The sequence below is a fragment of the Vibrio sp. C8 genome, assembly GCF_054051265.1.
In genome coordinates this window covers 1-22,191 of sequence record NZ_JBPAOE010000004.1, presented here as the reverse complement: position 1 = coordinate 22,191, position 22,191 = coordinate 1, and the positions used below count along the sequence as shown (strand labels likewise).

Genomic DNA, 22,191 nt, shown 5'->3' with positions numbered 1-22,191 from the left:
AACTAAGAGTCTATTAAAAGTAGCAGATGAATAATAACTTTACTCATCGCCTGATGCGGCCGCTTGCGGCCGCTTTTGTTGGCGCTCTCACTACCCTATCGTTCGCTCCATATCAAATTTGGCCGCTCGCCTTTATTAGTCCGGCTCTGCTGTTACTTCTTTTACATAAACAGTCTGCAAGACAAGGCGCATGGATAGGTTACTTGTGGGGAATTGGACAATTTGCCACAGGCATTCGCTGGGTTCATGTCAGCATTGATACCTTTGGTGGCATGCCTAAAATCGCCAGCGTCTTTTTGATGGTGCTATTGGTTGCTTATCTGGCAATCTATTCGGCTTTGTTCGGCTGGACACTGAATCGCTACTTCCAAACAAATAGTCGAACTCGAGTACTGCTTGCCGCACCGATTCTTTGGCTCATATTTGACTGGTTACGTGGCTGGGTTATGACGGGTTTTCCTTGGCTCTGGTTAGGCTATAGTCAAATCGACAGCCCACTGGCTAACTTTGCTCCGCTTGGTGGCGTAGAGCTTCTGACTTTACTTGTTTTGGTGTGCGCGAGTAGTTTGGCATATTCGTTTCTCAATAAGTCTTGGTCTTTGTTGGTAATTCCTGCCGTTATCTTTGCTACCGGATATGGTTTGCGTTCTGCGCATTGGGTCACACCGCAAGCCGATCGTTCAACTAAGGTTGCCTTAATTCAAGGTAATATTGAACAAGCACTGAAATGGGTACCTTCTCATCGCTGGCCGACCATAATGAAATATACAGATCTTAGCCGAGAGAATTGGGATGCTGACATTATCATCTGGCCAGAAGCCGCCGTACCCGCTTTTGAATACGAACTGCCTTCTTATTTGAAAAGTCTTGATGAACTTGCACGTGCCAATAACAGCGGCATTATCCTTGGCATTCTCAATCAAGATGAAAACAAAGCCTTCTATAACAGCGTGTTGGCTCTCGGTGGAAGCGGTGACTCAGCATATCAATATGAGACAGCGAGACGCTATAACAAGCACCACCTGCTTCCGTTTGGTGAGTTTGTGCCATTTGAAGAGATTCTAAGACCAATTGCGCCTTTCTTTAACTTACCTATGTCTTCTTTTAGTCGAGGCAGTTACATTCAGCCAAACATTGACGTTAACGGTCATAAGTTCGCTTCCGCATTATGCTATGAAATTATTTTTAACGAGCAAGTGCGAGAAAATGTCAATGAAGATACCGACTTCATCCTGACGCTGTCTAACGATGCTTGGTTTGGTAAATCCATTGGTCCGCTTCAACATATGGAAATAGCTCGAATGAGAGCGTTGGAAATGGGCAAGCCTGTCGTTCGTTCCACCAACAATGGTGTAACCGCAGTAACGGACTACCGAGGCAACATCATTAAGCAGATCCCTCAGTTTGAAACGGGTGTACTTAAAGCAGAAGTTATCCCAACTCGTGGACAAACACCTTACCATCAGTTGGGTAGTTGGCCGCTGTACTTGTGGGTGTTGTTCGGACTAACCTTAGGTTTGATTCTCCAGCGGAAGAACCGTCATTAATTAAATGTCAAAAGAGCCCACTGGGCTCTTTGTTCTATGACTTCAAGACGCAAGGTTCGCTATGGTTTAAGTGGTAAGCGTCCAAACACTTTATTACCACAACGAATGCACGGAACGATCTCTGAAGGGTGGTTATATTGCACCTTGTGACCGCAACTTTCACACACCAACACACCAAGCCCTATCATCTCCCCTGCATGATACAAACCTTGGTGATCCAAATCTTGGAATAGTTCCACCCATTCCACTTTGGTTCTATCGGTGATATCAAGCAACCCTTGCCAGATGGAGTCTGTAATCATCAGGTAAAATGGGCCACTTTTACTCTCTTCATAACTTTCAGAAAACTCCTTTAAATCTGACTTAACATATTCAGAAATAAGGGATAATTCATCTTTAGTTAAATCATTAGCCGCACTGACAATTTTGCCAGAAGTTTCGACAATATGGCTGACTTCCTCACGGCTATGCTTGAGAGTTTCAACGACATCTTTCAGTAATGCTTCATAACCAGATTTTTGTTTTGGCATAAGACCTCTCTTTCAAATCGGATTGGCTATTGTTGTGCTGTGCTCCTTTATGTATTCTATGTCGATCTATAAGAGTCTGTTCAAACTGAACTCACAAATTCCAAGAGAACCGGATATCATCGATGCAAGAGCAATACAACCCGCAAGATATTGAACAAAAAGTTCAACAGCACTGGGATAACAACAAGACTTTCGTTGTAAGTGAAGACCCAAACAAAGAAAAATTCTACTGTCTGTCTATGTTTCCATACCCTAGTGGTCGACTGCACATGGGTCATGTTCGTAACTACACTATCGGTGATGTTGTTTCTCGCTTCCAACGTTTACAAGGCAAGAACGTTATGCAACCAATCGGTTGGGATGCGTTCGGTCTACCAGCAGAAAATGCTGCAGTAAAAAACAAAACAGCACCTGCACCTTGGACATACGAAAACATCGAGTACATGAAAAACCAGCTTAAACTGCTGGGTTTTGGCTATGACTGGAATCGCGAATTCGCAACTTGTCGTCCTGAGTACTACCGTTGGGAACAAGAGTTTTTCACTAAGCTTTACGAAAAAGGCTTAGTTTACAAAAAAACATCTTCAGTAAACTGGTGTCCAAACGACCAAACTGTACTGGCTAACGAGCAGGTTGAAGACGGCTGTTGCTGGCGTTGTGATACTCCAGTTGAACAAAAAGAAATTCCACAGTGGTTTATTAAAATCACTGCATACGCACAAGAGCTACTAGACGATCTAGACAAGCTTGAAGGCTGGCCAGAAATGGTTAAAACCATGCAGCGCAACTGGATCGGTCGTTCTGAAGGTGTTGAGCTTAAGTTTGAAGTAAAAGATGAAGCTCAAGATCTCGAAGTGTACACCACTCGTCCAGACACCCTGATGGGCGTAACCTATGTAGCTATTGCTGCAGGTCATCCTCTAGCAACTAAAGCAGCAGCAAGCAACCCAGCGTTAGCGACTTTCATTGATGAGTGTAGAAACACCAAAGTTGCAGAAGCAGAACTTGCGACAATGGAGAAGAAAGGTATGGCAACTGGCCTTACTGCGATTCATCCATTGAACGGTCGTGAAGTACCAATTTACGTAGCAAACTTTGTATTGATGGATTACGGCACAGGCGCTGTAATGGCAGTACCAGCACACGACCAACGTGACTACGAATTTGCGACTAAATACGGTCTAGATATTGTTCCTGTAATCAAACCTGTTGATGGTAGCGAGCTAGACATTTCTGAAGCGGCATACACAGAAAAAGGTGTATTGTTCGATTCAGGTGAATTTGACGGCCTTGAGTTCCAAGAAGCATTTAACGCTATTGCTGCGAAACTTGAAGCTGAAGGTAAAGGCGTTAAAACCGTAAACTTCCGTCTACGTGACTGGGGTGTATCTCGTCAACGTTACTGGGGAGCTCCAATCCCAATGGTAACGACTGAAGATGGTCAAGTTCATCCTGTTCCAGCAGATCAACTACCAGTGATTCTGCCTGAAGACGTGACTATGGATGGCGTAACCAGTCCAATTAAAGCAGACAAAGAGTGGGCAAAAACCACTTTCAACGGCGAACCAGCACTACGTGAAACCGATACATTCGATACATTCATGGAGTCTTCTTGGTACTACGCTCGTTACTGTTCACCACAAGCAGATGACATTCTAGACCCAGAAAAAGCGAACTACTGGCTACCAGTAGACCAATACATCGGTGGTATTGAACACGCGTGTATGCACCTGTTGTACTCTCGATTCTTCCACAAGTTGTTACGTGATGCGGGTTATGTCACGTCTGATGAACCATTCAAACAGCTACTTTGCCAAGGCATGGTGCTGGCTGATGCTTTCTACCTGACAAATGAGAAAGGTACAAAAGAGTGGATCTCACCAACGGAAGTTAAGGTTGAACGTGACGGTAAAGGTAACATTACTTCCTCAGTAGATAACCAAGGTCGCAGCGTTGAACACTCAGGCATGATTAAAATGTCTAAGTCGAAAAACAACGGTATTGACCCACAAGAGATGGTTGATAAATACGGCGCAGATACAGTACGTCTGTTCATGATGTTTGCTTCTCCAGCAGACATGACTCTTGAATGGCAAGAATCTGGCGTTGAAGGCGCTAACCGCTTCCTAAAACGTGTTTGGAAACTGGCTCGCGAGCACTCATCGAAAGGTGCAACTGTAGCTGTTAATGCCAGCACACTAAGTGCAGACCAAAAAGCACTTCGTCGTGATGTTCACAAAACAATTGCAAAAGTAACGGACGATATCGCTCGTCGCCAAACGTTCAACACGGCAATTGCAGCAATCATGGAATTGATGAACAAGCTGACTAAAGCACCACAAGAATCAGAACAAGATCGTGCAATTTTGGACGAAGCAGTAAAAGCGATTACGCTGATGCTTTACCCTATCGCACCGCATATCTGTTTTGAAATGTGGACCGCTCTTGGCGAGTCAGAGATTGATAGTGCATCATGGCCAACATTCGATGAAGCAGCGTTAGTGGAAGATGAAAAACTGATCGTTGTCCAAGTAAACGGCAAACTGCGCGGTAAACTAACCGTAGCCGCTGATGCGACTAAAGAACAGGTTGAAGAGCTTGGCCTAAATGACGAAAACGTAGTGAAATTTACTGAAGGTTTAACCGTACGTAAAGTTATCTACGTTCCTGGTAAGCTGCTGAATATCGTAGCGAACTAATTCGTACTTATGTTGTCTGTAAACAGGGCTTTGTGCCCTGTTTACTTATGTTAGAACATAATCCTTTGTGTTCTAACATAAGTAATCTAACGAGAATAATAATCCCATGCGTTTTACATGTTCATCTTTATTGAAATTGTCACTGGTTTTCCTCTCTGCGACCTTACTGAGTGCGTGCGGTTTTCACTTGCGCGGTGATTACGATGTTCCAGATGAACTAAGCAAACTTTCGATTACCAGTTACGACCAATACAGTAGTTTTACTCGCATAGTCACTCGTCAGTTACGTATGAACGAAATTGAAATCGTTCAGCCAGCTGATGATGTACCTAACGTGCATTTGATCAACGAAGGGATAGGCGAACGTACACTATCGCTCTATCAAACCACACGTGCAGCGGAAAAAGAGCTGACCTTTAGAGCATCATATCGAGTGACGGTACCAGAGATTGGTACAAAGACATTTTCAACCAGTGTAACTCGTAGTTACTTAGATAACCCTCTTACGGCTTTAGCGAAGTCTGTTGAGCGCGACATGATTGAAGACGAAATGCGTAAACTGGCAGCGACACAAATCGTTCGCCAAATGGGTCGACTAAAAGCGTCGATTCAGGCTGGCACTATGGATGAAATTTCAGATACTGAAGAGTCAGCTAAAGCAGCTGTGACAAACGAATCGTATCTCATTGACACTATCGAAACTCACCAAGAGCCATCGGCTCAAACAACCACTGAGTAATTGAAACAATGAGAGTTTACGCCGATAAACTTGCCGACTCATTACAAAGATCGTTATTGCCCGTATATCTTATCTTTGGTGGCGAACCACTGCTGACTCAAGAATCGGTCAAAGCGATAGAAAGCAAAGCTCAAAATGAAGGCTTTGAAGAAAAGCATCATTTTACGGTCGATAACAATCTGGATTGGACACAAGTTTATGACTGCTGCCAATCCTTAAGCCTATTCAGTAGCCGACAAATTATCGTATTGGAGATTGCCGAATCGGGGCTTAATGCCGCCTTGTCTAAATCTCTAGCGACTGTTGCTGATTATCTCAATCCAGATATTGTTTTGATTATCATGGGTAATAAGCTGACCAAAGCTCAAGAGAACACTGCTTGGTTTAAAGCGCTGATGGCAAACGGTTGTCTGGTTACCTGCTTAACACCAGAATTATCTCGCTTACCGCAGTTCGTTATGGCTCGTTGCCGCACATTGGGTTTAACCCCAGATGCCGAAGCGGTTCAGATGCTGGCGCAATGGCATGAAGGCAATTTATTTGCGTTGATGCAAAGCTTACAAAAACTTGCACTCAATTACCCTGATGGCCAGTTAACCCTTGTTCGCCTTCAGGAGTCACTTGATCGACATAACCATTTCACGCCATTTCATTGGATGGATGCGTTGCTTGAAGGTAAAGCCAACCGTGCACAAAGAATTCTGCGTCAGCTTGAAGCGGAAGCGATTGAACCAATCATTTTGATGCGAACCTTGCAAAAGGAACTGCTTCTTTTATTGCAAATGAAACAGCAACTCAACGCGATGGGCATGGGCGCTGTTTTTGACAAACACCGCGTCTGGCAGAATAAGCGCCCCTTGTATTCAGCTGCTCTTCAAAGATTGTCATTCAGCAAGTTGCAACACCTAATTAGGTTACTTGCTCAAATTGAAGTCTTGGCTAAAACTCAATACGAGCAGCCATGCTGGCCACTTCTTCATCAAATAAGCGTAGAGTTCGCCGCTCCTCAGGCAAACATCCCTTTGCCAGTTTAAACAGTGTTATACTGCGCGCCTAAACAGTAAAAATAGTACCAATAGACCATTTCAGAGGAATACCCCTTGCAACGCGAAGAATTAAATACCTTTCTTGCAGATAAAGTTGACGACATGAAAGCCGTTGACATCATCACCTTAGACGTACAAGGTAAATCAAGTGTGACCGATTACATGATCATTTGCACTGGCACTTCAAAACGTCACGTTTCATCAATTGCTGATCACGTCGCAAGTGAAGCGAAGAAAATCGGTTTCGATCCGCTCGGTATGGACGGTGAAAACGAAGGTGAATGGGTTGTTGTCGATATGGGGACAACCATGGTGCACGTCATGCAGGAGGAACAGCGTGAAATGTACCAACTAGAAAAACTTTGGAGCTAATGGTGAAAATTCAGCTTATTGCCGTTGGTACTAAAATGCCTAAATGGGTTGAAGAAGGCTTTCAAGAATATCGCCGTCGCTTCCCTCACGACATGCCACTTGAGTTAGTTGAAATCCCAGCAGGCAAACGCGGTAAAAACGCTGATATTGCAAGAATACTGCAAAAAGAAGGCGAAGCGATGTTGGCTGCCGTGCCAAAAGGCAACAGAATTGTTACCCTCGATATTCCAGGTAAACGCTGGGATACAGAACAGCTAGCAGGTCAACTTGAAAGTTGGAAGCTAGATGCACGAGACGTATCCATTTTGATTGGCGGCCCTGAAGGGTTATCACCAGCTTGTAAAGCGGCAGCTGAACAAAGCTGGTCTTTATCACCTTTAACTTTGCCGCATCCGTTAGTTCGCGTCGTCATGGCCGAAAGCTTGTATCGGGCGTGGAGTATCACTGCCAACCATCCATATCACCGAGAATAGGCATCGATGTTACGTAAGAGTAACCCTTTTCGAGATTACATTGCTGAAGCACGGCTTTTCAAAAGCCGTGCTGTGGTCTCATTTGTTGGCATAGTGTTCATGATGGGTATTCTCATCGCGAACCTTTACAACATTCAGGTCAACCAATACCAAGACTATAAAACTCGTTCTAACGATAACCGTATTAAAGTTGTTCCTATCGCGCCAAATCGAGGCTTAATCTACGACAGAAACGGGCGCCTATTGGCAGAAAACCGTCCGGTGTTTAACTTGGAGATCACTCCAGAGCAAGTGAAAGATATCGATGGCACCATCGCTCGCTTGCAAGAATTCCTCGAAATAACGCCGGAAAAAATAGCGACCTTTGAGAAAGAGCGTCGTCACTCTCGTCGTTTTAACTCTGTACCATTACTGACTCAGTTGACAGAAACTGAGGTTGCAAAATTCTCTGTACAACAACATAAATTTCCCGGGGTTACCGTTACTGCAAGTTTGAAACGCTACTACCCTTACGGCGAAGTACTGACTCACGTTATCGGCTATGTATCGCGCATCAATGATAAAGACATCGAGCGCCTTGAAAGAGACGAACAAGTTGCTAACTACCAAGCAACTCGCGATATCGGCAAACTGGGTATTGAACGCTATTACGAAAGCACACTGCACGGCACCGCTGGCTATCAAGAAGTTGAAGTTAACAGTCGTGGCCGTATAATCCGCACGCTCAAATATGTTCCGCCAATTCCCGGCAAAGATATTGTTCTAAACCTAGATATCGACTTACAACTTTACGTGCACAAACTCCTGGATGGAAGACGCGGAGCGGCTGTTGTTCTCGATCCTAAAGACAATGGAATTCTGGCGATGGTCTCAAGCCCTAGCTACGACCCTAATGCCTTTGTCCATGGTATCTCCGGTAAAGAATACAGTAGCCTGTTGAACGATAAGAACCGTCCACTGGTTAACCGAACAACTCTAGGTATTTATCCTCCGGGTTCGACCGTTAAACCTTTTATTGCCGTTTCTGCCCTGAAAGAAGGCGTGGTTACAGCGAATACCACCCGAAATGACCCCGGTTATTGGAAGATTCCAAACTCAACCACACGCCCATTCCGTGACTGGTTACGCTGGGGACATGGAAGAGTCGATATCATCAAAGCACTTGAAGAGTCGGTCGATACCTTCTTTTATCAAATCGCTTACGATTTGGGCATCGACCGCTTGTCTGACTGGATGATGCGCTTCGGTTTTGGTGATTACACTGGTATCGATATTTACGAAGAAAGTAAAGCGAACATGCCGACCAGAGAATGGAAAATGTCCCGTCACCGTACGCCATGGTATCAAGGGGATACAATCCCCGTTGGTATTGGCCAAGGTTACTGGACCGCAACACCAATGCAAATCGCCAAGGCGACCTCGGTATTGGTTCACCGCGGTGAAGTTTGGGCTCCGCATTTATTGCGTTCAACCATCAATAACGGTGAAGAATTTACTCGTCAGAAAGAAGCAGAATATGTCAGCTACCCGCCAATTACTGGCGTGCCAAAGAAATACTGGGATATGGCAATGGAAGGTATGTATCTGGTTAACCACGGTAAGAAAGGGACAGCAAGACGAGCTTTCCAGAATCTGAAATACAAAAGTGCCGGTAAATCAGGTACTGCTCAGGTATTCGGCTTAGCGGAAGGACAAGAATATAACGCTGACGAATTAGCAGAACATTTACGCGACCACGCACTGTTTACCGGTTTCGCTCCAGTTGATGATCCCCAAGCAATTGTTACCATCGTTTTAGAAAACGCCGGTGGTGGTTCAACCAATGGTGCACCTGTCGTTAGACGCATATTCGATCACATCATACTGGGTGCTCAAGAGGACGAATAATAATGAAACTGGATCCTTCAACCGGACAAAGTCGGGCTCTATTTGAAAGGCTTCACATTGACCTACCTTTGTTGATTGGTATTTTGGCGGTTTTTGGCTTTGCGCTCATGGTTATGTACAGTGCCAGTGGACAGAGTATGGCGATGATGGATCGTCAGGCAATGCGCATGATATTGGCACTTACCGTCATGATTGGCTTAGCCCAGATATCGCCACGAACGTATGAAAGCCTAGCCCCCCTGCTCTATTTTGCGGGCGTTATTTTACTTTTAGGCGTGCTCTTTTTCGGAGAATCCTCCAAAGGCGCACAGCGCTGGTTAAACTTGGGGTTTGTACGTTTCCAACCATCGGAATTGCTCAAACTAGCGGTACCATTAATGGTTGCACGCTATGTGGGTAAGCGACCTCTACCTTCTAATTTTCGAACACTTGTTGCTTCCATTGTGATGGTATTAGTCCCCACTATTTTAATTGCCAAGCAACCAGACTTAGGCACATCAATATTGATTGCAGCATCAGGTATCTTCGTTATCTTTCTTGCTGGTATCAGTTGGAAAATCATCATCGCAGCGGCAGTTGGCGTAGGCGCTTTCATCCCTGTATTGTGGTTTTTCTTGATGCGGGAGTATCAAAAAGTCCGCGTACGAACACTGTTCAACCCTGAATCTGACCCCCTTGGCGCGGGTTATCATATTATCCAAAGTAAAATTGCTATCGGTTCTGGTGGTATTTCAGGCAAAGGTTGGCTGCACGGCACCCAATCTCAACTAGAATTCTTACCAGAGCGACATACTGACTTTATCTTTGCAGTTATCGCCGAAGAATGGGGCATGATTGGCATCTTAGGACTTCTCTCTGTATATCTGTTTATTATCGGACGAGGTCTCTATTTGGCGAGCAATGCTCAAACTGCCTTTGGCCGCATGATGGCAGGCAGTGTTGTTCTCAGCTTCTTTGTTTACGTGTTTGTGAACATTGGCATGGTAAGTGGCATTTTGCCTGTTGTAGGTGTTCCACTACCTTTGGTTAGCTATGGCGGTACTTCTATGGTTACCCTGATGGCTGGCTTCGGTATCCTAATGTCGATTCACACTCACAGAAAGGCATTTTCAAAGGCGACTTAATGAAACTAAACGCGTTTTTTTCGCTCCTAGTGTTAATGATTCTCGCTGGTTGTTCGAGCTCCGGCGGCCGCTACGATATTAAAGATGATGTGGCACCCAATGCCCCAATTTCAGTCGAACATATTGAGGATGCTCATCCTCAATATGAACCCTATAGCCGAGGTGGTAATAAGGACTACACATTACGTGGTCAAAAATACCAGATAGTTAAAAATACCGAGGGCTTTAAAGAACAAGGGCAAGCATCTTGGTATGGTAAAAAATTCCATGGACACCTTACGTCTAATGGCGAGATTTATGATATGTACTCAATGAGTGCAGCACACAAAACATTGCCAATACCAAGCTACGTAAAAGTGACTAACCTCGATAACAACAAGACAACGATAGTCCGAGTCAACGACCGTGGACCATTCCATTCCGGTCGCATCATTGACTTAAGTTATGCGGCGGCTTACAAGTTAGACGTCATTAAAACCGGCACCGCAAACGTTGCAATTGAAGTTATTAAAGTGGATAAACCACTGACAAACCTAGTTAAAAAGTCAGATCCAAGATATATAATTCAAGTCGCTTCTTCACAAAATGAAGAAAGAGTTCGAACTTTATCGCAAAATTTGGGACAAAGCTTATCGGTGCAAAGTTTTATCGATAGTGAAAACGGTAGCCATAGAGCTGTTTTAGGCCCTTTTACTGACTATACGCTGACTCAAGAAACATTAGAGCGTGTAAAGTCCCTAGGTTACGACACCGCATTTATTAAAAAGTACCAAGTTGCACAGTAATGATTGAAGAGCCAAGGCATATCGGCTCTGGTTTGAATAGTCGTTTCTGTTAAGATATACACAACCAACTAGATAACACGCATTTACCATGAAAAAATTGATTCTAAATTCTGTTCTGGCGTCGTCCACTGCGCTTTCTACTCTTATCTCATTCACTGCCGCAGCTGCACCTATTGTTATGCCAGACGCACCACAGATCGCCGCTAAAGGTTACGTTCTGATGGATTTTCATTCAGGTAAGATTCTGGCTGAAAAAGAGATGGACACAAAACTGTCTCCTGCAAGTTTGACCAAAATGATGACAAGCTACGTTATCGGACAAGAACTTGCGCGTGGAAACATTTCTCCTAATGACGATGTCGTGATTAGTAAAAACGCGTGGGCAAAAAACTTCCCTGACTCATCTAAGATGTTTATCGAAGTCGGCACCACTGTAAAAGTGAGTGACCTGAACCGAGGTATTATCATTCAATCTGGTAACGACGCTTGTGTTGCGATGGCTGAGCACATTGCGGGTTCAGAAGATGCTTTCGTAGACTTAATGAATGCTTGGGCAAGTTCACTGAAAATGACCAACACGCATTTCGCGAACGTACACGGTCTAGATGATCCAAATTTATACTCAACGCCTCACGATATGGCCCGACTAGGTCAAGCGCTGATTCGTGATGTTCCAGACGAGTACGCGCTGTACTCAGAGCAAAAATTCACTTACAACGGCATCACCCAGTACAACCGTAACGGTCTGTTATGGGATAAGAGCATGAACGTTGACGGTATCAAGACAGGCCACACATCGAACGCAGGTTACAGCCTAGTAAGTTCAGCAACCGAAGGTAAGATGCGTCTTGTAGCTGTTGTAATGGGCACTAAAGATGCGAATGCTCGTAAATCTGAAAGCAAGAAACTATTAAGTTACGGCTTCCGTTTCTTCGAAACCGTTGCACCACATAAGAAAGGTGAAACCTTTGTTGAAGAACAAATCTGGATGGGTGATAAGTCAACCGTTGCTCTAGGCGTTGATGAAGACACTTATGTTACTCTGCCTCGCGGTCAAGCGAAAAACCTAACTGCAAGCTTTGTACTTGAAAAAGAGCTAAAAGCCCCAATTAAGAAAGGTGATGTAGTTGGTAAGCTTTACTACCAAGTAGACAATGAAGATGTTGCTCAATACCCTCTATTAGCACTTGAAGATGTGAATGAAGGTAGCTTGTTCAGCCGCCTATGGGACTACATTGTTCTACTATTCAAAGGCTTGTTCTAATACCAATTCTAGAAATTGGATATAGTATTTTAGTAATTTGACAAGGAAGCTGCTTTTTACTCAAACTACTTGGAACTGCAGGTAGGCGGCAAATAAGTGAGTCCCCATGAGCATAGATAACTATGTGATTGGGGCGAACGAATGCAGCCAACACCACCGCAGCTTCAAGTAGGAAGAGTAAAGCGGCTTTTTTGTTCACTTGAGATCCACTTCGATAGGCTGTAATATTCTGCACCGCTTAATCGAATGCCAAACTTGGAGTTTCCAATATGTTGACCATCAACTCTGATGCAAAATTAAAAGACCTGCTTGAGTTCCCTTGTTCTTTTACCTACAAGGTGATGGGCCATGCAAAACCTGAATTACCAGAGCTTGTTCTTGAAGTGATTCAACGTCACGCTCCTGGCGATTACAGCCCACGAGTTAAACCTAGTGCGAAAGGTACCTATCACTCAGTGTCAGTGACCATTACCGCCACTTCTATCGTGCAAGTGGAAACCCTGTATAAAGAACTGGGTGATATTGAAATTGTACGTATGGTTCTTTAACTGAATCAAATAATTCGATATCAATTAAAATATTTTTGAAAGCAGCATCAAGCTGCTTTCTTTATATTTATCAGAATGTTAACAAAACAACACTTAAATTATGGTCAAAAAAATGCCCTCTATGAGTAGTTCCTCGCTCTTAAGGCGTTTATAATCACCCAAATTTTAACAACCACTGACGGAATATGACACTAGATAACCAGCTTGTTGTCAGACAATGGGGTCGACAAGACTACCATCCAGTTTGGCAGGCGATGCATGAATTTACCGATCAGCGTGACGAAGAGACTCGTGATGAAGTCTGGCTTGTTGAACACAACCCAGTGTTTACACAGGGTCAGGCTGGTAAAGCTGAACACTTGCTCAACACAGGTGATATTCCGGTTGTACAAAGTGACCGTGGTGGTCAGGTGACTTATCACGGTCCAGGTCAGTTAGTGGTGTATTTTTTAATTAACCTAAGACGCAAAAAATTAGGTGTTAGAGATCTGGTAACGGATATTGAAAATCTGGTTATCAATACTCTGAAAACTTACGATATTGCGTCAGCAGCACGTCCGGATGCTCCGGGTGTTTACGTTGACGGAAGAAAAATCTGTTCACTTGGTCTACGAATTCGTAAAGGCTGTTCATTTCATGGGCTAGCTTTAAACGTCAATATGGATCTCACTCCATTTTTGCGAATTAACCCTTGTGGTTACCAAGGCATGGAAATGGTACAAGTGAGTAACTTAGGTGGACCGGCAGATATTCACCAAGTAGAACAACAATTAATCCAACAACTCGTACCGCTATTTGGCTACGAGCATGTCGAATTCAGCACTGAAGCACCCTCAATCGGTAACAAAGTATGAGCAAACCCATTCAAATGGAAAAAGGCGTCAAATACCGTGACGCTGACAAAATGGCACTGATTCCCGTAAAGAACATGCCGTCAGAACAAAAAGAAATCTTGCGTAAACCTGAGTGGATGAAAATCAAGCTGCCAGCAGACAGCCAACGTATCCAAGACATCAAATCAGCAATGCGTAAGAACAACCTGCACTCTGTTTGTGAAGAAGCGTCTTGCCCTAACTTGGCTGAGTGTTTCAACCACGGTACAGCGACCTTCATGATTTTAGGTGCTATTTGTACACGTCGTTGCCCATTCTGCGATGTTGCCCATGGTCGCCCTGTTGCTCCTGAAGCCGATGAGCCGAAAAAGCTAGCGAAAACCATCAGTGATATGAAACTGAAATATGTGGTTATCACCTCTGTAGACCGTGATGATCTTCGTGATGGCGGTGCACAACACTTTGCTGACTGTAACCGTGAAATTCGCGCTTTGAATCCAAATATTCGTATTGAAACTTTGGTTCCTGATTTCCGTGGTCGTATGGATGTAGCACTGGACTTGTTGAAAGACAACCCGCCGGATGTCTTCAACCACAACTTGGAAACGGCACCTCGCCTGTACCGTAAAGCGCGTCCGGGTGCAAACTACAAGTGGTCACTGCAACTGCTACAAAAATTCAAACAGCAGCATCCAGAGATTCCAACAAAATCAGGTTTGATGATGGGCCTTGGTGAGACAAAAGAAGAGATCATCGAAGTGATGAAAGACCTTCGTGCCCACGGCGTTACTATGCTAACCCTAGGCCAATACCTAGCGCCAAGCCGCCACCATTTGCCCGTTGAACGTTACGTTCCACCAGCAGAGTTTGATGAGCTAAAAGATATCGCGCTAGAGCTTGGTTTCACTCACGCGGCTTGTGGTCCGTTTGTGCGTTCTTCTTACCACGCAGATATGCAAGCGCAAGGTTTAGAAGTAAAGTAATCAATACTTGAACAACTAAATCAATGAAAAGGCGATATGTCTTCGGATATGTCGCCTTTTTTGTGTCTATGATTGAATAGATGCAAATAGTTTTATAGGCTAACCACTGACTCTTAAATCATGAAGGACAATGATAATGAAAAATTTAACGATGCTCGCTTTCGCTCTGACAACAGCAGCAATTACAGCCGGTTGTTCTTCGAACTCTCAGACAGACAACTTCCGCGAAGCTTCTTTTGAGTTATGTAATACAGAAGTCGATATCTACTCTGTCAGCGACGATGGCAAAGTTCGCATTGTCTGTTCAGATGGTGCTAAGTTTGCTCTGGCAAGTGAAGATACACTCGAAGTGATGCGCGAGATTAATATTGAATATTGTGATGGTGAAGGCTTAGGTAAGTTTACCGAAAGCAACAAATACTACATGTTCAAATGCAAATCCGGCACTTTGATCAGTATGGCTAAATAGAGCGAACTACAGTTCTATGGCGATTTTCTGTAGCCAACGAGTTCGCCAGTTTAAAGATGTAAAAAAGGCCTGCATTGCAGGCCTTTTCCATATGTTCAAGCAATTAAGCGTAAACTGGTAGACGCTTACAGATATCAAGCACTTTTTGTTTCGTTGCTTCGATAACCGCTTCGTCGTTGATGTTGTCTAGAACATCACACATCCAGTTAGCCAATGCTTTCGCATCTTCCTCATTGAAGCCACGGCGAGTAATTGCTGGTGTACCAACACGGATACCAGAAGTTACGAATGGGCTACGAGGATCGTTTGGCACTGAGTTTTTGTTTACAGTGATGTTCGCTGCACCTAGAGCTGCATCCGCTTCTTTACCAGTGATGTCTTTGTCGATTAGGTCAACAAGGAACAGGTGGTTTTCAGTACTGTTAGAAACGATTTTATAACCACGTTCTTGGAACTGAGCAACCATTGCTTTTGCGTTCTTAACAACACGCTCTTGGTAAGCTTTGAACTCAGGTTCCATCGCTTCTTTGAACGCTACCGCTTTACCAGCGATAACATGCATTAGAGGACCACCTTGGCCGCCAGGGAACACTGCTGAGTTCAGCTTCTTGTACATCTCTTCACCAGCGTTTGAAAGAATCAAGCCGCCACGTGGGCCTGCTAGTGTTTTGTGAGTTGTAGTAGTAACAACGTGTGCGTGTGGGATTGGTGTTGGGTATACACCAGCAGCAATCAGGCCAGCAACGTGTGCCATGTCAACAAACAGGTAAGCATCGACTTTGTCAGCGATTTCACGCATGCGTTTCCAATCAACGATTTGTGAGTAAGCTGAGAAACCACCGATGATCATCTTAGGTTTATGCTCAAGAGCAAGAGCTTCCATTTCGTCGTAGTTGATTTGACCAGCTTCGTCGATACCGTAAGGAATCACGTTGTAGTGTTTACCAGAGAAGTTTACTGGTGAACCGTGAGTCAAGTGACCGCCGTGCGCTAGGCTCATACCTAGAACAGTGTCACCTGGGTTTAGAAGAGCCATGTACACTGCGCTATTTGCTTGAGAGCCAGAATGTGGCTGAACGTTAGCGTACTCACAGCCAAATAGCTGGCATGCACGGTCAATTGCTAGAGATTCCGCTTTATCAACGTACTCACAACCGCCGTAGTAACGCTTGCCAGGGTAGCCTTCAGCGTATTTGTTTGTTAGCTGAGAACCTTGAGCTTCCATTACACGCGGACTGGTGTAGTTTTCTGAAGCGATAAGTTCAATGTGCTCTTCTTGGCGAAGAGTTTCTTCCTGAATGGCAGCGTATAGCTCCGGATCATAATCAGCGATGTTCATATCACGCTTAAGCATCTGTATCTCCTGACTCAGATTTGACTGAAAGTAGCAAAAAACCACACAACGACCAAAAGCAAACGTTTTCGTCACCGTAATATGGCGCGCATTCTACATAATTTGATTTATATCATAAAGCCCAAATTACAGAAATTATCATGCAGTTTTTTCATGTTGATTGACAACACCGCTCATCTTTTGCGCTTTTTAGATGAGTGTCTACATTTTCTTTACACAGTGTAAATTTGGGAATACATAGGTTTACCCTAATTTTTGTTCGCTAGCTACCGAAAAGATCAGGTTTTAATTAGTATCCACTTATTCTTTACCAATTACTTATTTTTTAGCAATTAATGGCATCTTAAATGGAAACACATTCACGGAAGGAAGATTGGGTAGCGATCTTCACTGGCACCTTTATTGTGTCTCAGGGACTATTTTTTTTAAAAGCAGCCAATTTGATCACAGGTGGTACTGCGGGTTTAGCACTTCTACTCACTCATGTATTCCCATGGAGCTTCGGCGTACTCTATTTCTTCGTCAACATGCCATTCTACTTGCTCGCGTGGAAACGCTTCGGGACTAGGTTTTCGGTCAACACAGCTATCTCATGCGCCTTGGTTTCAGTCTTTACTGATCACTTGTCGAACTTCATCACTATCGAACATGTTGAGCCGGCTTACTGTGCTATAGCTGGAGGACTACTGACTGGATTAGGAATGCTGATTCTGTTCCGTCACCGCTCAAGCTTGGGTGGCTTTAACGTGCTATGTCTGTTTATTCAGGACAAATTCGGCATTTCGGTGGGCAAAACTCAACTTGTTTTAGACTGCATCATTGTGTTTACCTCGCTGTTCTTCTTAACACCGTCAATCATTATGCTTTCTATAGCAGGCGCGTTTGTACTCAACATAGTGTTAGCGATGAACCATAAGCCTTCACGTTATTCGGTGAAATATATCTAGACACAGTGAAAGACAATTAGACGAAATTGAACAAGAATTGAAAAACGAAAGCCCGCTATTTTGCGGGCTTTTTGATTTTGGCTTTAAGGCAAGGGGCTTAGTGAGTTGTTCGACCTTTGTTATCGTGCCCCAACTCTCTGTTCAGTTCTGCTTCAACGTGCCCCGGAGCTTGTGTCTTCGCTGAAATTAAACGGTACATTGCTGGAATAACAAACAGGGTAACCACGGTAGCGAATGCCATCCCGAAGAAAATAACTGTACCCACAGCCACACGGCTTTCATAACCAGCGCCAGTAGAGACAATCAGTGGAATAGAACCAGCCAGAGTTGTAAATGCAGTCATCAGAATAGGACGAAGGCGTCGCGCAGAAGCATCCACAATCGCTTTTTCAAACTCAACGCCACGGTCACGCAACTGGTTGGCAAACTCAACAATTAAGATACCGTTCTTAGTCACCATACCAATCAGCATCACCATACCAATTTGGCTGTATACATTCATCCCCTGCCCCATAATAAATAGGCCGAGGAAACCACCGAATACGCCCATAGGTACCGTAAACATAATGACCATTGGGTTGATAAAGCTTTCAAACTGAGCGGCAAGCACCAAGTAAGCCACCAACAAGGCTAGTGCGAATACCACCGCAACACTCGACTGGTTTTCCTTAAAGTCTTTAGACTCACCGGAATAGCTGACAGAGATATCGCTTGGCAGCATTTCCAAAGCTTTTTGATCCATAAAGTCCAAAGCCTGACCTAAGGTTGCCCCATCGGCTAAGTTCGCGGTAATCGTAATGGCCTTTTGCTTGTTGTAGTGTGACAAGCGAATAGCCGACGCCACTTCCTCAATTTTAGTCACGGTATCCAAAGTGACGAGATCACCGTTTCCGGTGCGCATATAGATTTGACTTAAATCTGCAGCATTATTAAAGCTGTTTTCGTCACCGCGTAAATAAACATCATACTCTTCACCACGCTCGACGAAGGTTGTAACCGCCTTACCACCCAGCATGACTTCCAGCGTATCCGAAATGTCTTGCACACTGATGTTCAGCTCCGATGCTCTTTGTTTATCAACCGTCACCACCAACTCAGGCGTTTTCTCAGAATAGTTGATATCCACGCCCGTCATATAGGTTGAACTTTCAGCTGTCGCTTCTAGTTTTTCAGCCCACTCTTTTAACTCCGTATAATCAGAACCACCGAGTACAAACTGAACTGGCTCACTGGAACCGCCTCGGAAACCAGGCATAAACGGAATCACACGCACATCGGGAATACCTGCTAACGCTTTTCTCACTTCGCCTAATGCGTTTTGAGCCGTAATGCTGCGCTGATTCCAATCATCCAGCGTCATAATCACAAACCCCGTCTGATCCCCCGCATTACCACCAAAGGCTGGCGATTGAATGCTGAACGATCTTAAGAAACCTTGCCCAAGCAAGGGTTTCAAACGAGCTTCCACTAGGTCCATATTGGCCGACATACGGTTATAACTGGTTGCATCTGCGCCTCGTACAAACGCGAAGATAACGCCACGGTCTTCAGAGGGTGTCAATTGCGCGGGAACACTCTGCATAAACTGATAACTGCCACCAATACAGCCAAGAATGACTAAAGGGGCAAACCATTTAAAGCGCAAAGCAAAACGCAGAGCAGTGCGATAAGCCGATTCCAGCTTTGCGAATAGCTTATCGACAAAGCGGTTAAAGCCATTCGGTTTAACATTTGCTTTAAGAATCTTACTGCCCAGTACTGGCGTGAGGGTCAGAGCGATTAATGATGAGAAAATCACCGACATTGCCAGCAGAACCGAGAACTCAGTGAACAGCAAACCGACCATTCCATCCATAAAGGAGATTGGCAGGAACACCATCACCAACACTAAGGTCGTGGCAATAACAGCAAAGCCCACTTCACGAGTGCCTTTATAGGCAGCAAGCAAAGGTTTTTCGCCCTGCTCAATATGGTGGAAGATGTTTTCCACCACCACAATAGCGTCATCCACAACCAGACCAATCGACAGAATCAGTGCCATCAAGGTGATGAGGTTAATAGAGAATCCAAAGTAGTAGGCCGCAATAAAAGAAGAGATCAAGGATACCGGTACGGTAATCGCAGGGATCAATGTCGCGCGAGCCTGACCGATAAAGATATAGAGCACTAAAACAACCAGACCACCAGTAATAAATAAGGTGCTGTATACCTCTTCGATAGAGCGTTCAATGAAGATGGTTGAGTCATAGTTCACCACCAGCTTGGTGTTTTCAGGCAGGAATTTCTGAATGTTATCAACTTGCTGATGGACTCGTTGCGCCACCTCCAGCGGGTTAGCGTCTGACTGAGGAACAATCCCCATGCTCACGTTCACAACACCGTCTGTTTTATAAGTCGAGTTTTCATTCTCAGCACCAAGAAATACTTCGGCCACATCTTTGAGATAAATAGGCGATCCGTTGACGCGTTTAACCACTAAGTACTGGAAGTCTTCCGACTTTTGATAAGTTCGAGCAGTACGAACCGACATCACCGTAGAATCGTTACGGACTTGACCTCCTGGGCTTTCGATATTCTCACGGCGTAATGCCGCTGAAATATCCGAAGTGGTCACCCCCCTCCCCGCCATTAGCTCTGGTTGCAGTCGCACATACATCACTTTGTACAAACCACCAGAGACGTTCACTGAGCTGACACCCGAAATCAGGCTAAAGCGGTCAACCAGAACTCGTTCCATATAGTCTGTCAACTGAGTTCGGTCCATCGTCGATGAACTCAAGTTAATGTACATAGATGCTTGGCCGGAACCGTTGTTCTTAAATACGAGTGGATCATCCGCCCCGTCAGGCAACGAACGCTGAGCCCGAGCGACCGCATCACGAATATCACTGACACCAGTATTTAGGTCATAACCTAAGTTAAACGTGACCGTAATACGTGACGAACCGTTGCGAGTCACTGATGTAATTTCGTCGATACCGCTGATACCCGTTAATTGTTCTTCAAGAACAGAGGTAATCTGGCTTTCAATAATGGTCGCGGAAGCGCCTTGATATCGGGTTGAGATAGAAACAACCGGATTTTCAATATCCGGCATTTCACGTACAGCAAGCTTAGTAAAAGAAACAAAACCAAACACACACAACAACATGCTTAAAACCAGCGCGGCCACTGGGCGTTTGACTGAAACATCAGAGATCAACATTAGTTGTCATCCTTGTTCACAGGCAGACCAGCTACCGTCACTTCGGACACTTTAGCGCCATCACGCATGTTTACGATGCCTTGAACAACAACTTTCTCACCAATTTCTAGTCCTTGCTCAATCACAACTTGGTTTTCAACACGAGCACCTAGAAGCACTTCGGTTCGAACGGCTTTGTTATCTTCGCCAACCACATAAACAAAGCGTTTCGTGCCAGAATACTCTAGCGCCTGAACCGGGATAATTGGCGCTTCAATTGCCGGGAAAGCTAAAAGAGCGGAAACCAACATTCCTGGTTTAAGTAAGCCACCAGCATTGGAAAAATGAATGCGCACTCTTAAATTCAGCGTTTCAGTATTTACACGAGTATCGATACCAACCACTTCGCCTTCAAATGTCTTGCCCAGCCAAGCATGGGTTGTACCAACCACTTTCATGCCTTTAGAAAGCATCGACAAATAACGTTCAGGAACCTGAAGATCCAACTGCATTAATGAAAGGTTATCTAACGTCATCAGTTCAGTGCTGGTACTGACAATCTTACCTCGGCTGAAATCAATAAAACCTACAGTGCCAGCAAATGGGGCTTTGATATGAAGATCATTCCAGTTCGCTTCTGCCGCTTCTAAACGCGCCTGAGCAATGTCAACACTGGTTTTCTGAGCGTCAATTTCAGTTTGAGTGATGGCACTTCTCTTTAACAAACGCTCGTATTCGGCCAGCTTACGTTTTTCATCACGCAAATACGCTTTTGCTTCGGCGACAGAAGCACGAGCTTTTTCGTCAGATAACTGCACCAATAATTGATTTTTCTTTACTTCCTGATTGGCTTTGACCGCAATAATGTCCACTTTCCCAGCCACTTCAGGCGAAATAATGACTGACTGTTCAGCTTCCAGTTTGCCAACTAAAGAAAGTGATTGAGAGATTTGATGAACCTGCACTAAATCAGTGACGACAGAGATAGCAGGTGCACTTCTTGGCCCTGCAGCGACAGCGCCTTCGCTTCCTAATAAGGCAACAGCAAGAACAGCAGAAAGAATCGAAACGTTTTTCATAAACCACATCAGCATATAAGAAAGAACTTTTATTATAACGAGTTATAGCACGTGGAAACGTAAAGGAACGTAAATTTGATATTTCCATCTCCTTTTCAAACCACTATTTCAAAAAGAAAATGGGGAATTACGGCCATCTTTGCCCAAAAAGCCAGCATTCAATTCAAAAAGACAAAAAAAGGGTTTACACAAAGTCCGAGTTTGATAATATGCGCTCCGCACTTGATTGATGTGTTGGGAAAACGTCAGTTAAGCCTTCTCTTGTAAAAGATTAGGAAAACACCCTGGAGGGGTTCCCGAGTGGCCAAAGGGAGCAGACTGTAAATCT

Annotated in this window: 19 protein-coding genes; 15 read left to right on the top strand and 4 right to left on the bottom strand. The window is 44.5% G+C overall.

Translation table 11 applies throughout. The annotated features are described in order from the left end of the window. Positions 1–26: 26 nt before the first annotated feature. A complete protein-coding gene (gene lnt / locus ACRQQK_RS02410; protein WP_457509912.1) occupies positions 27–1,547 on the top strand; it encodes an apolipoprotein N-acyltransferase in 1,521 nt (506 codons plus the stop codon). Between the two features lie 59 nt (positions 1,548–1,606). Here the strand turns inward: lnt and ACRQQK_RS02405 are convergent, their stop codons facing one another. Then, positions 1,607–2,077 carry a zinc ribbon-containing protein gene (locus ACRQQK_RS02405; RefSeq protein WP_457509911.1) on the bottom strand — a complete coding sequence of 157 codons (471 nt, stop codon included), beginning with the start codon at positions 2,075–2,077 and terminating at the stop codon, positions 1,607–1,609. 122 nt (positions 2,078–2,199) lie between these two features. Here ACRQQK_RS02405 and leuS point away from each other — a divergent pair, with 122 nt between their 5' ends. From leuS to ACRQQK_RS02340, 13 genes are all read left to right on the top strand, one after another. Next, positions 2,200–4,776, top strand: coding sequence for a leucine--tRNA ligase (gene leuS / locus ACRQQK_RS02400; protein ID WP_457509910.1), 2,577 nt, complete (start codon positions 2,200–2,202; stop codon positions 4,774–4,776). Positions 4,777–4,882: 106 nt separating this feature from the next. Beyond that, complete coding sequence (locus tag ACRQQK_RS02395; RefSeq protein WP_457509909.1) at positions 4,883–5,515, top strand: LPS-assembly lipoprotein LptE; 633 nt, start codon at positions 4,883–4,885, stop codon at positions 5,513–5,515. An 8-nt stretch (positions 5,516–5,523) separates the two neighbouring features. After that, a complete protein-coding gene (gene holA / locus ACRQQK_RS02390; protein WP_457509908.1) occupies positions 5,524–6,549 on the top strand; it encodes a DNA polymerase III subunit delta in 1,026 nt (341 codons plus the stop codon). Positions 6,550–6,615: 66 nt separating this feature from the next. Beyond that, positions 6,616–6,933 carry a ribosome silencing factor gene (rsfS, locus tag ACRQQK_RS02385; RefSeq protein WP_042486474.1) on the top strand — a complete coding sequence of 106 codons (318 nt, stop codon included), beginning with the start codon at positions 6,616–6,618 and terminating at the stop codon, positions 6,931–6,933. 2 nt (positions 6,934–6,935) lie between these two features. Further along, the gene (rlmH, locus tag ACRQQK_RS02380) at positions 6,936–7,406 is read left to right on the top strand and encodes a 23S rRNA (pseudouridine(1915)-N(3))-methyltransferase RlmH (protein WP_042486506.1); all 471 of its coding nucleotides are present in this window, start codon (positions 6,936–6,938) and stop codon (positions 7,404–7,406) included. A 6-nt stretch (positions 7,407–7,412) separates the two neighbouring features. Beyond that, positions 7,413–9,293, top strand: coding sequence for a penicillin-binding protein 2 (gene mrdA / locus ACRQQK_RS02375; RefSeq protein WP_457509907.1), 1,881 nt, complete (start codon positions 7,413–7,415; stop codon positions 9,291–9,293). A 2-nt stretch (positions 9,294–9,295) separates the two neighbouring features. Next, on the top strand, positions 9,296–10,417 hold the full coding sequence (gene rodA / locus ACRQQK_RS02370; protein WP_457509906.1) for a rod shape-determining protein RodA: 1,122 nt from the start codon (positions 9,296–9,298) through the stop codon (positions 10,415–10,417). Then, entirely contained in the window at positions 10,417–11,202 is a 786-nt protein-coding gene (locus tag ACRQQK_RS02365; RefSeq protein ID WP_457509905.1) for a septal ring lytic transglycosylase RlpA family protein, read from the top strand. Before rodA ends, ACRQQK_RS02365 begins: the two co-directional genes overlap by 1 nt. A gap of 88 nt (positions 11,203–11,290) precedes the next feature. After that, entirely contained in the window at positions 11,291–12,466 is a 1,176-nt protein-coding gene (locus ACRQQK_RS02360; RefSeq protein WP_457509904.1) for a serine hydrolase, read from the top strand. A gap of 269 nt (positions 12,467–12,735) precedes the next feature. Continuing rightward, positions 12,736–13,014 carry a DUF493 family protein YbeD gene (gene ybeD / locus ACRQQK_RS02355; protein ID WP_457509903.1) on the top strand — a complete coding sequence of 93 codons (279 nt, stop codon included), beginning with the start codon at positions 12,736–12,738 and terminating at the stop codon, positions 13,012–13,014. 185 nt (positions 13,015–13,199) lie between these two features. Further along, complete coding sequence (gene lipB / locus ACRQQK_RS02350; RefSeq protein WP_457509902.1) at positions 13,200–13,868, top strand: lipoyl(octanoyl) transferase LipB; 669 nt, start codon at positions 13,200–13,202, stop codon at positions 13,866–13,868. Then, the gene (gene lipA, locus ACRQQK_RS02345) at positions 13,865–14,830 is read left to right on the top strand and encodes a lipoyl synthase (protein ID WP_457509901.1); all 966 of its coding nucleotides are present in this window, start codon (positions 13,865–13,867) and stop codon (positions 14,828–14,830) included. Before lipB ends, lipA begins: the two co-directional genes overlap by 4 nt. 136 nt (positions 14,831–14,966) lie before the next feature. Beyond that, positions 14,967–15,299 (top strand): hypothetical protein, encoded by a 333-nt coding sequence (locus ACRQQK_RS02340; RefSeq protein ID WP_457509900.1) that lies wholly within the window; start codon positions 14,967–14,969, stop codon positions 15,297–15,299. 103 nt (positions 15,300–15,402) lie between these two features. Here the strand turns inward: ACRQQK_RS02340 and glyA are convergent, their stop codons facing one another. Next, on the bottom strand, positions 15,403–16,653 hold the full coding sequence (glyA, locus tag ACRQQK_RS02335; protein ID WP_171138395.1) for a serine hydroxymethyltransferase: 1,251 nt from the start codon (positions 16,651–16,653) through the stop codon (positions 15,403–15,405). 347 nt (positions 16,654–17,000) lie between these two features. Here glyA and ACRQQK_RS02330 point away from each other — a divergent pair, with 347 nt between their 5' ends. Further along, positions 17,001–17,600 (top strand): YitT family protein, encoded by a 600-nt coding sequence (locus tag ACRQQK_RS02330; protein WP_457509899.1) that lies wholly within the window; start codon positions 17,001–17,003, stop codon positions 17,598–17,600. Positions 17,601–17,697: 97 nt separating this feature from the next. On the opposite strand, the gene vexH is transcribed toward ACRQQK_RS02330, so the two are convergent. Together vexH and ACRQQK_RS02320 are read right to left on the bottom strand one after the other, a co-directional pair. Then, positions 17,698–20,805, bottom strand: coding sequence for a vibriobactin export RND transporter permease subunit VexH (gene vexH / locus ACRQQK_RS02325; RefSeq protein WP_457509898.1), 3,108 nt, complete (start codon positions 20,803–20,805; stop codon positions 17,698–17,700). Beyond that, a complete protein-coding gene (locus tag ACRQQK_RS02320) occupies positions 20,805–21,863 on the bottom strand; it encodes an efflux RND transporter periplasmic adaptor subunit (protein ID WP_457509897.1) in 1,059 nt (352 codons plus the stop codon). Before ACRQQK_RS02320 ends, vexH begins: the two co-directional genes overlap by 1 nt. Positions 21,864–22,191: the final 328 nt, after the last annotated feature.

Coding starts and splice junctions, on each gene's coding strand:
- lnt (WP_457509912.1), top strand. CDS start 27: ATGAATAATAACTTTACTCATCGCCTGATGCGGCCGCTTGCGGCCGCT.
- ACRQQK_RS02365 (WP_457509905.1), top strand. CDS start 10,417: ATGAAACTAAACGCGTTTTTTTCGCTCCTAGTGTTAATGATTCTCGCT.
- holA (WP_457509908.1), top strand. CDS start 5,524: ATGAGAGTTTACGCCGATAAACTTGCCGACTCATTACAAAGATCGTTA.
- ACRQQK_RS02395 (WP_457509909.1), top strand. CDS start 4,883: ATGCGTTTTACATGTTCATCTTTATTGAAATTGTCACTGGTTTTCCTC.
- ybeD (WP_457509903.1), top strand. CDS start 12,736: ATGTTGACCATCAACTCTGATGCAAAATTAAAAGACCTGCTTGAGTTC.
- vexH (WP_457509898.1), bottom strand. CDS start 20,805: ATGTTGATCTCTGATGTTTCAGTCAAACGCCCAGTGGCCGCGCTGGTT.
- lipB (WP_457509902.1), top strand. CDS start 13,200: ATGACACTAGATAACCAGCTTGTTGTCAGACAATGGGGTCGACAAGAC.
- ACRQQK_RS02340 (WP_457509900.1), top strand. CDS start 14,967: ATGAAAAATTTAACGATGCTCGCTTTCGCTCTGACAACAGCAGCAATT.
- ACRQQK_RS02360 (WP_457509904.1), top strand. CDS start 11,291: ATGAAAAAATTGATTCTAAATTCTGTTCTGGCGTCGTCCACTGCGCTT.
- glyA (WP_171138395.1), bottom strand. CDS start 16,653: ATGCTTAAGCGTGATATGAACATCGCTGATTATGATCCGGAGCTATAC.
- rodA (WP_457509906.1), top strand. CDS start 9,296: ATGAAACTGGATCCTTCAACCGGACAAAGTCGGGCTCTATTTGAAAGG.
- lipA (WP_457509901.1), top strand. CDS start 13,865: ATGAGCAAACCCATTCAAATGGAAAAAGGCGTCAAATACCGTGACGCT.
- ACRQQK_RS02330 (WP_457509899.1), top strand. CDS start 17,001: ATGGAAACACATTCACGGAAGGAAGATTGGGTAGCGATCTTCACTGGC.
- mrdA (WP_457509907.1), top strand. CDS start 7,413: ATGTTACGTAAGAGTAACCCTTTTCGAGATTACATTGCTGAAGCACGG.
- ACRQQK_RS02405 (WP_457509911.1), bottom strand. CDS start 2,077: ATGCCAAAACAAAAATCTGGTTATGAAGCATTACTGAAAGATGTCGTT.
- leuS (WP_457509910.1), top strand. CDS start 2,200: ATGCAAGAGCAATACAACCCGCAAGATATTGAACAAAAAGTTCAACAG.
- ACRQQK_RS02320 (WP_457509897.1), bottom strand. CDS start 21,863: ATGAAAAACGTTTCGATTCTTTCTGCTGTTCTTGCTGTTGCCTTATTA.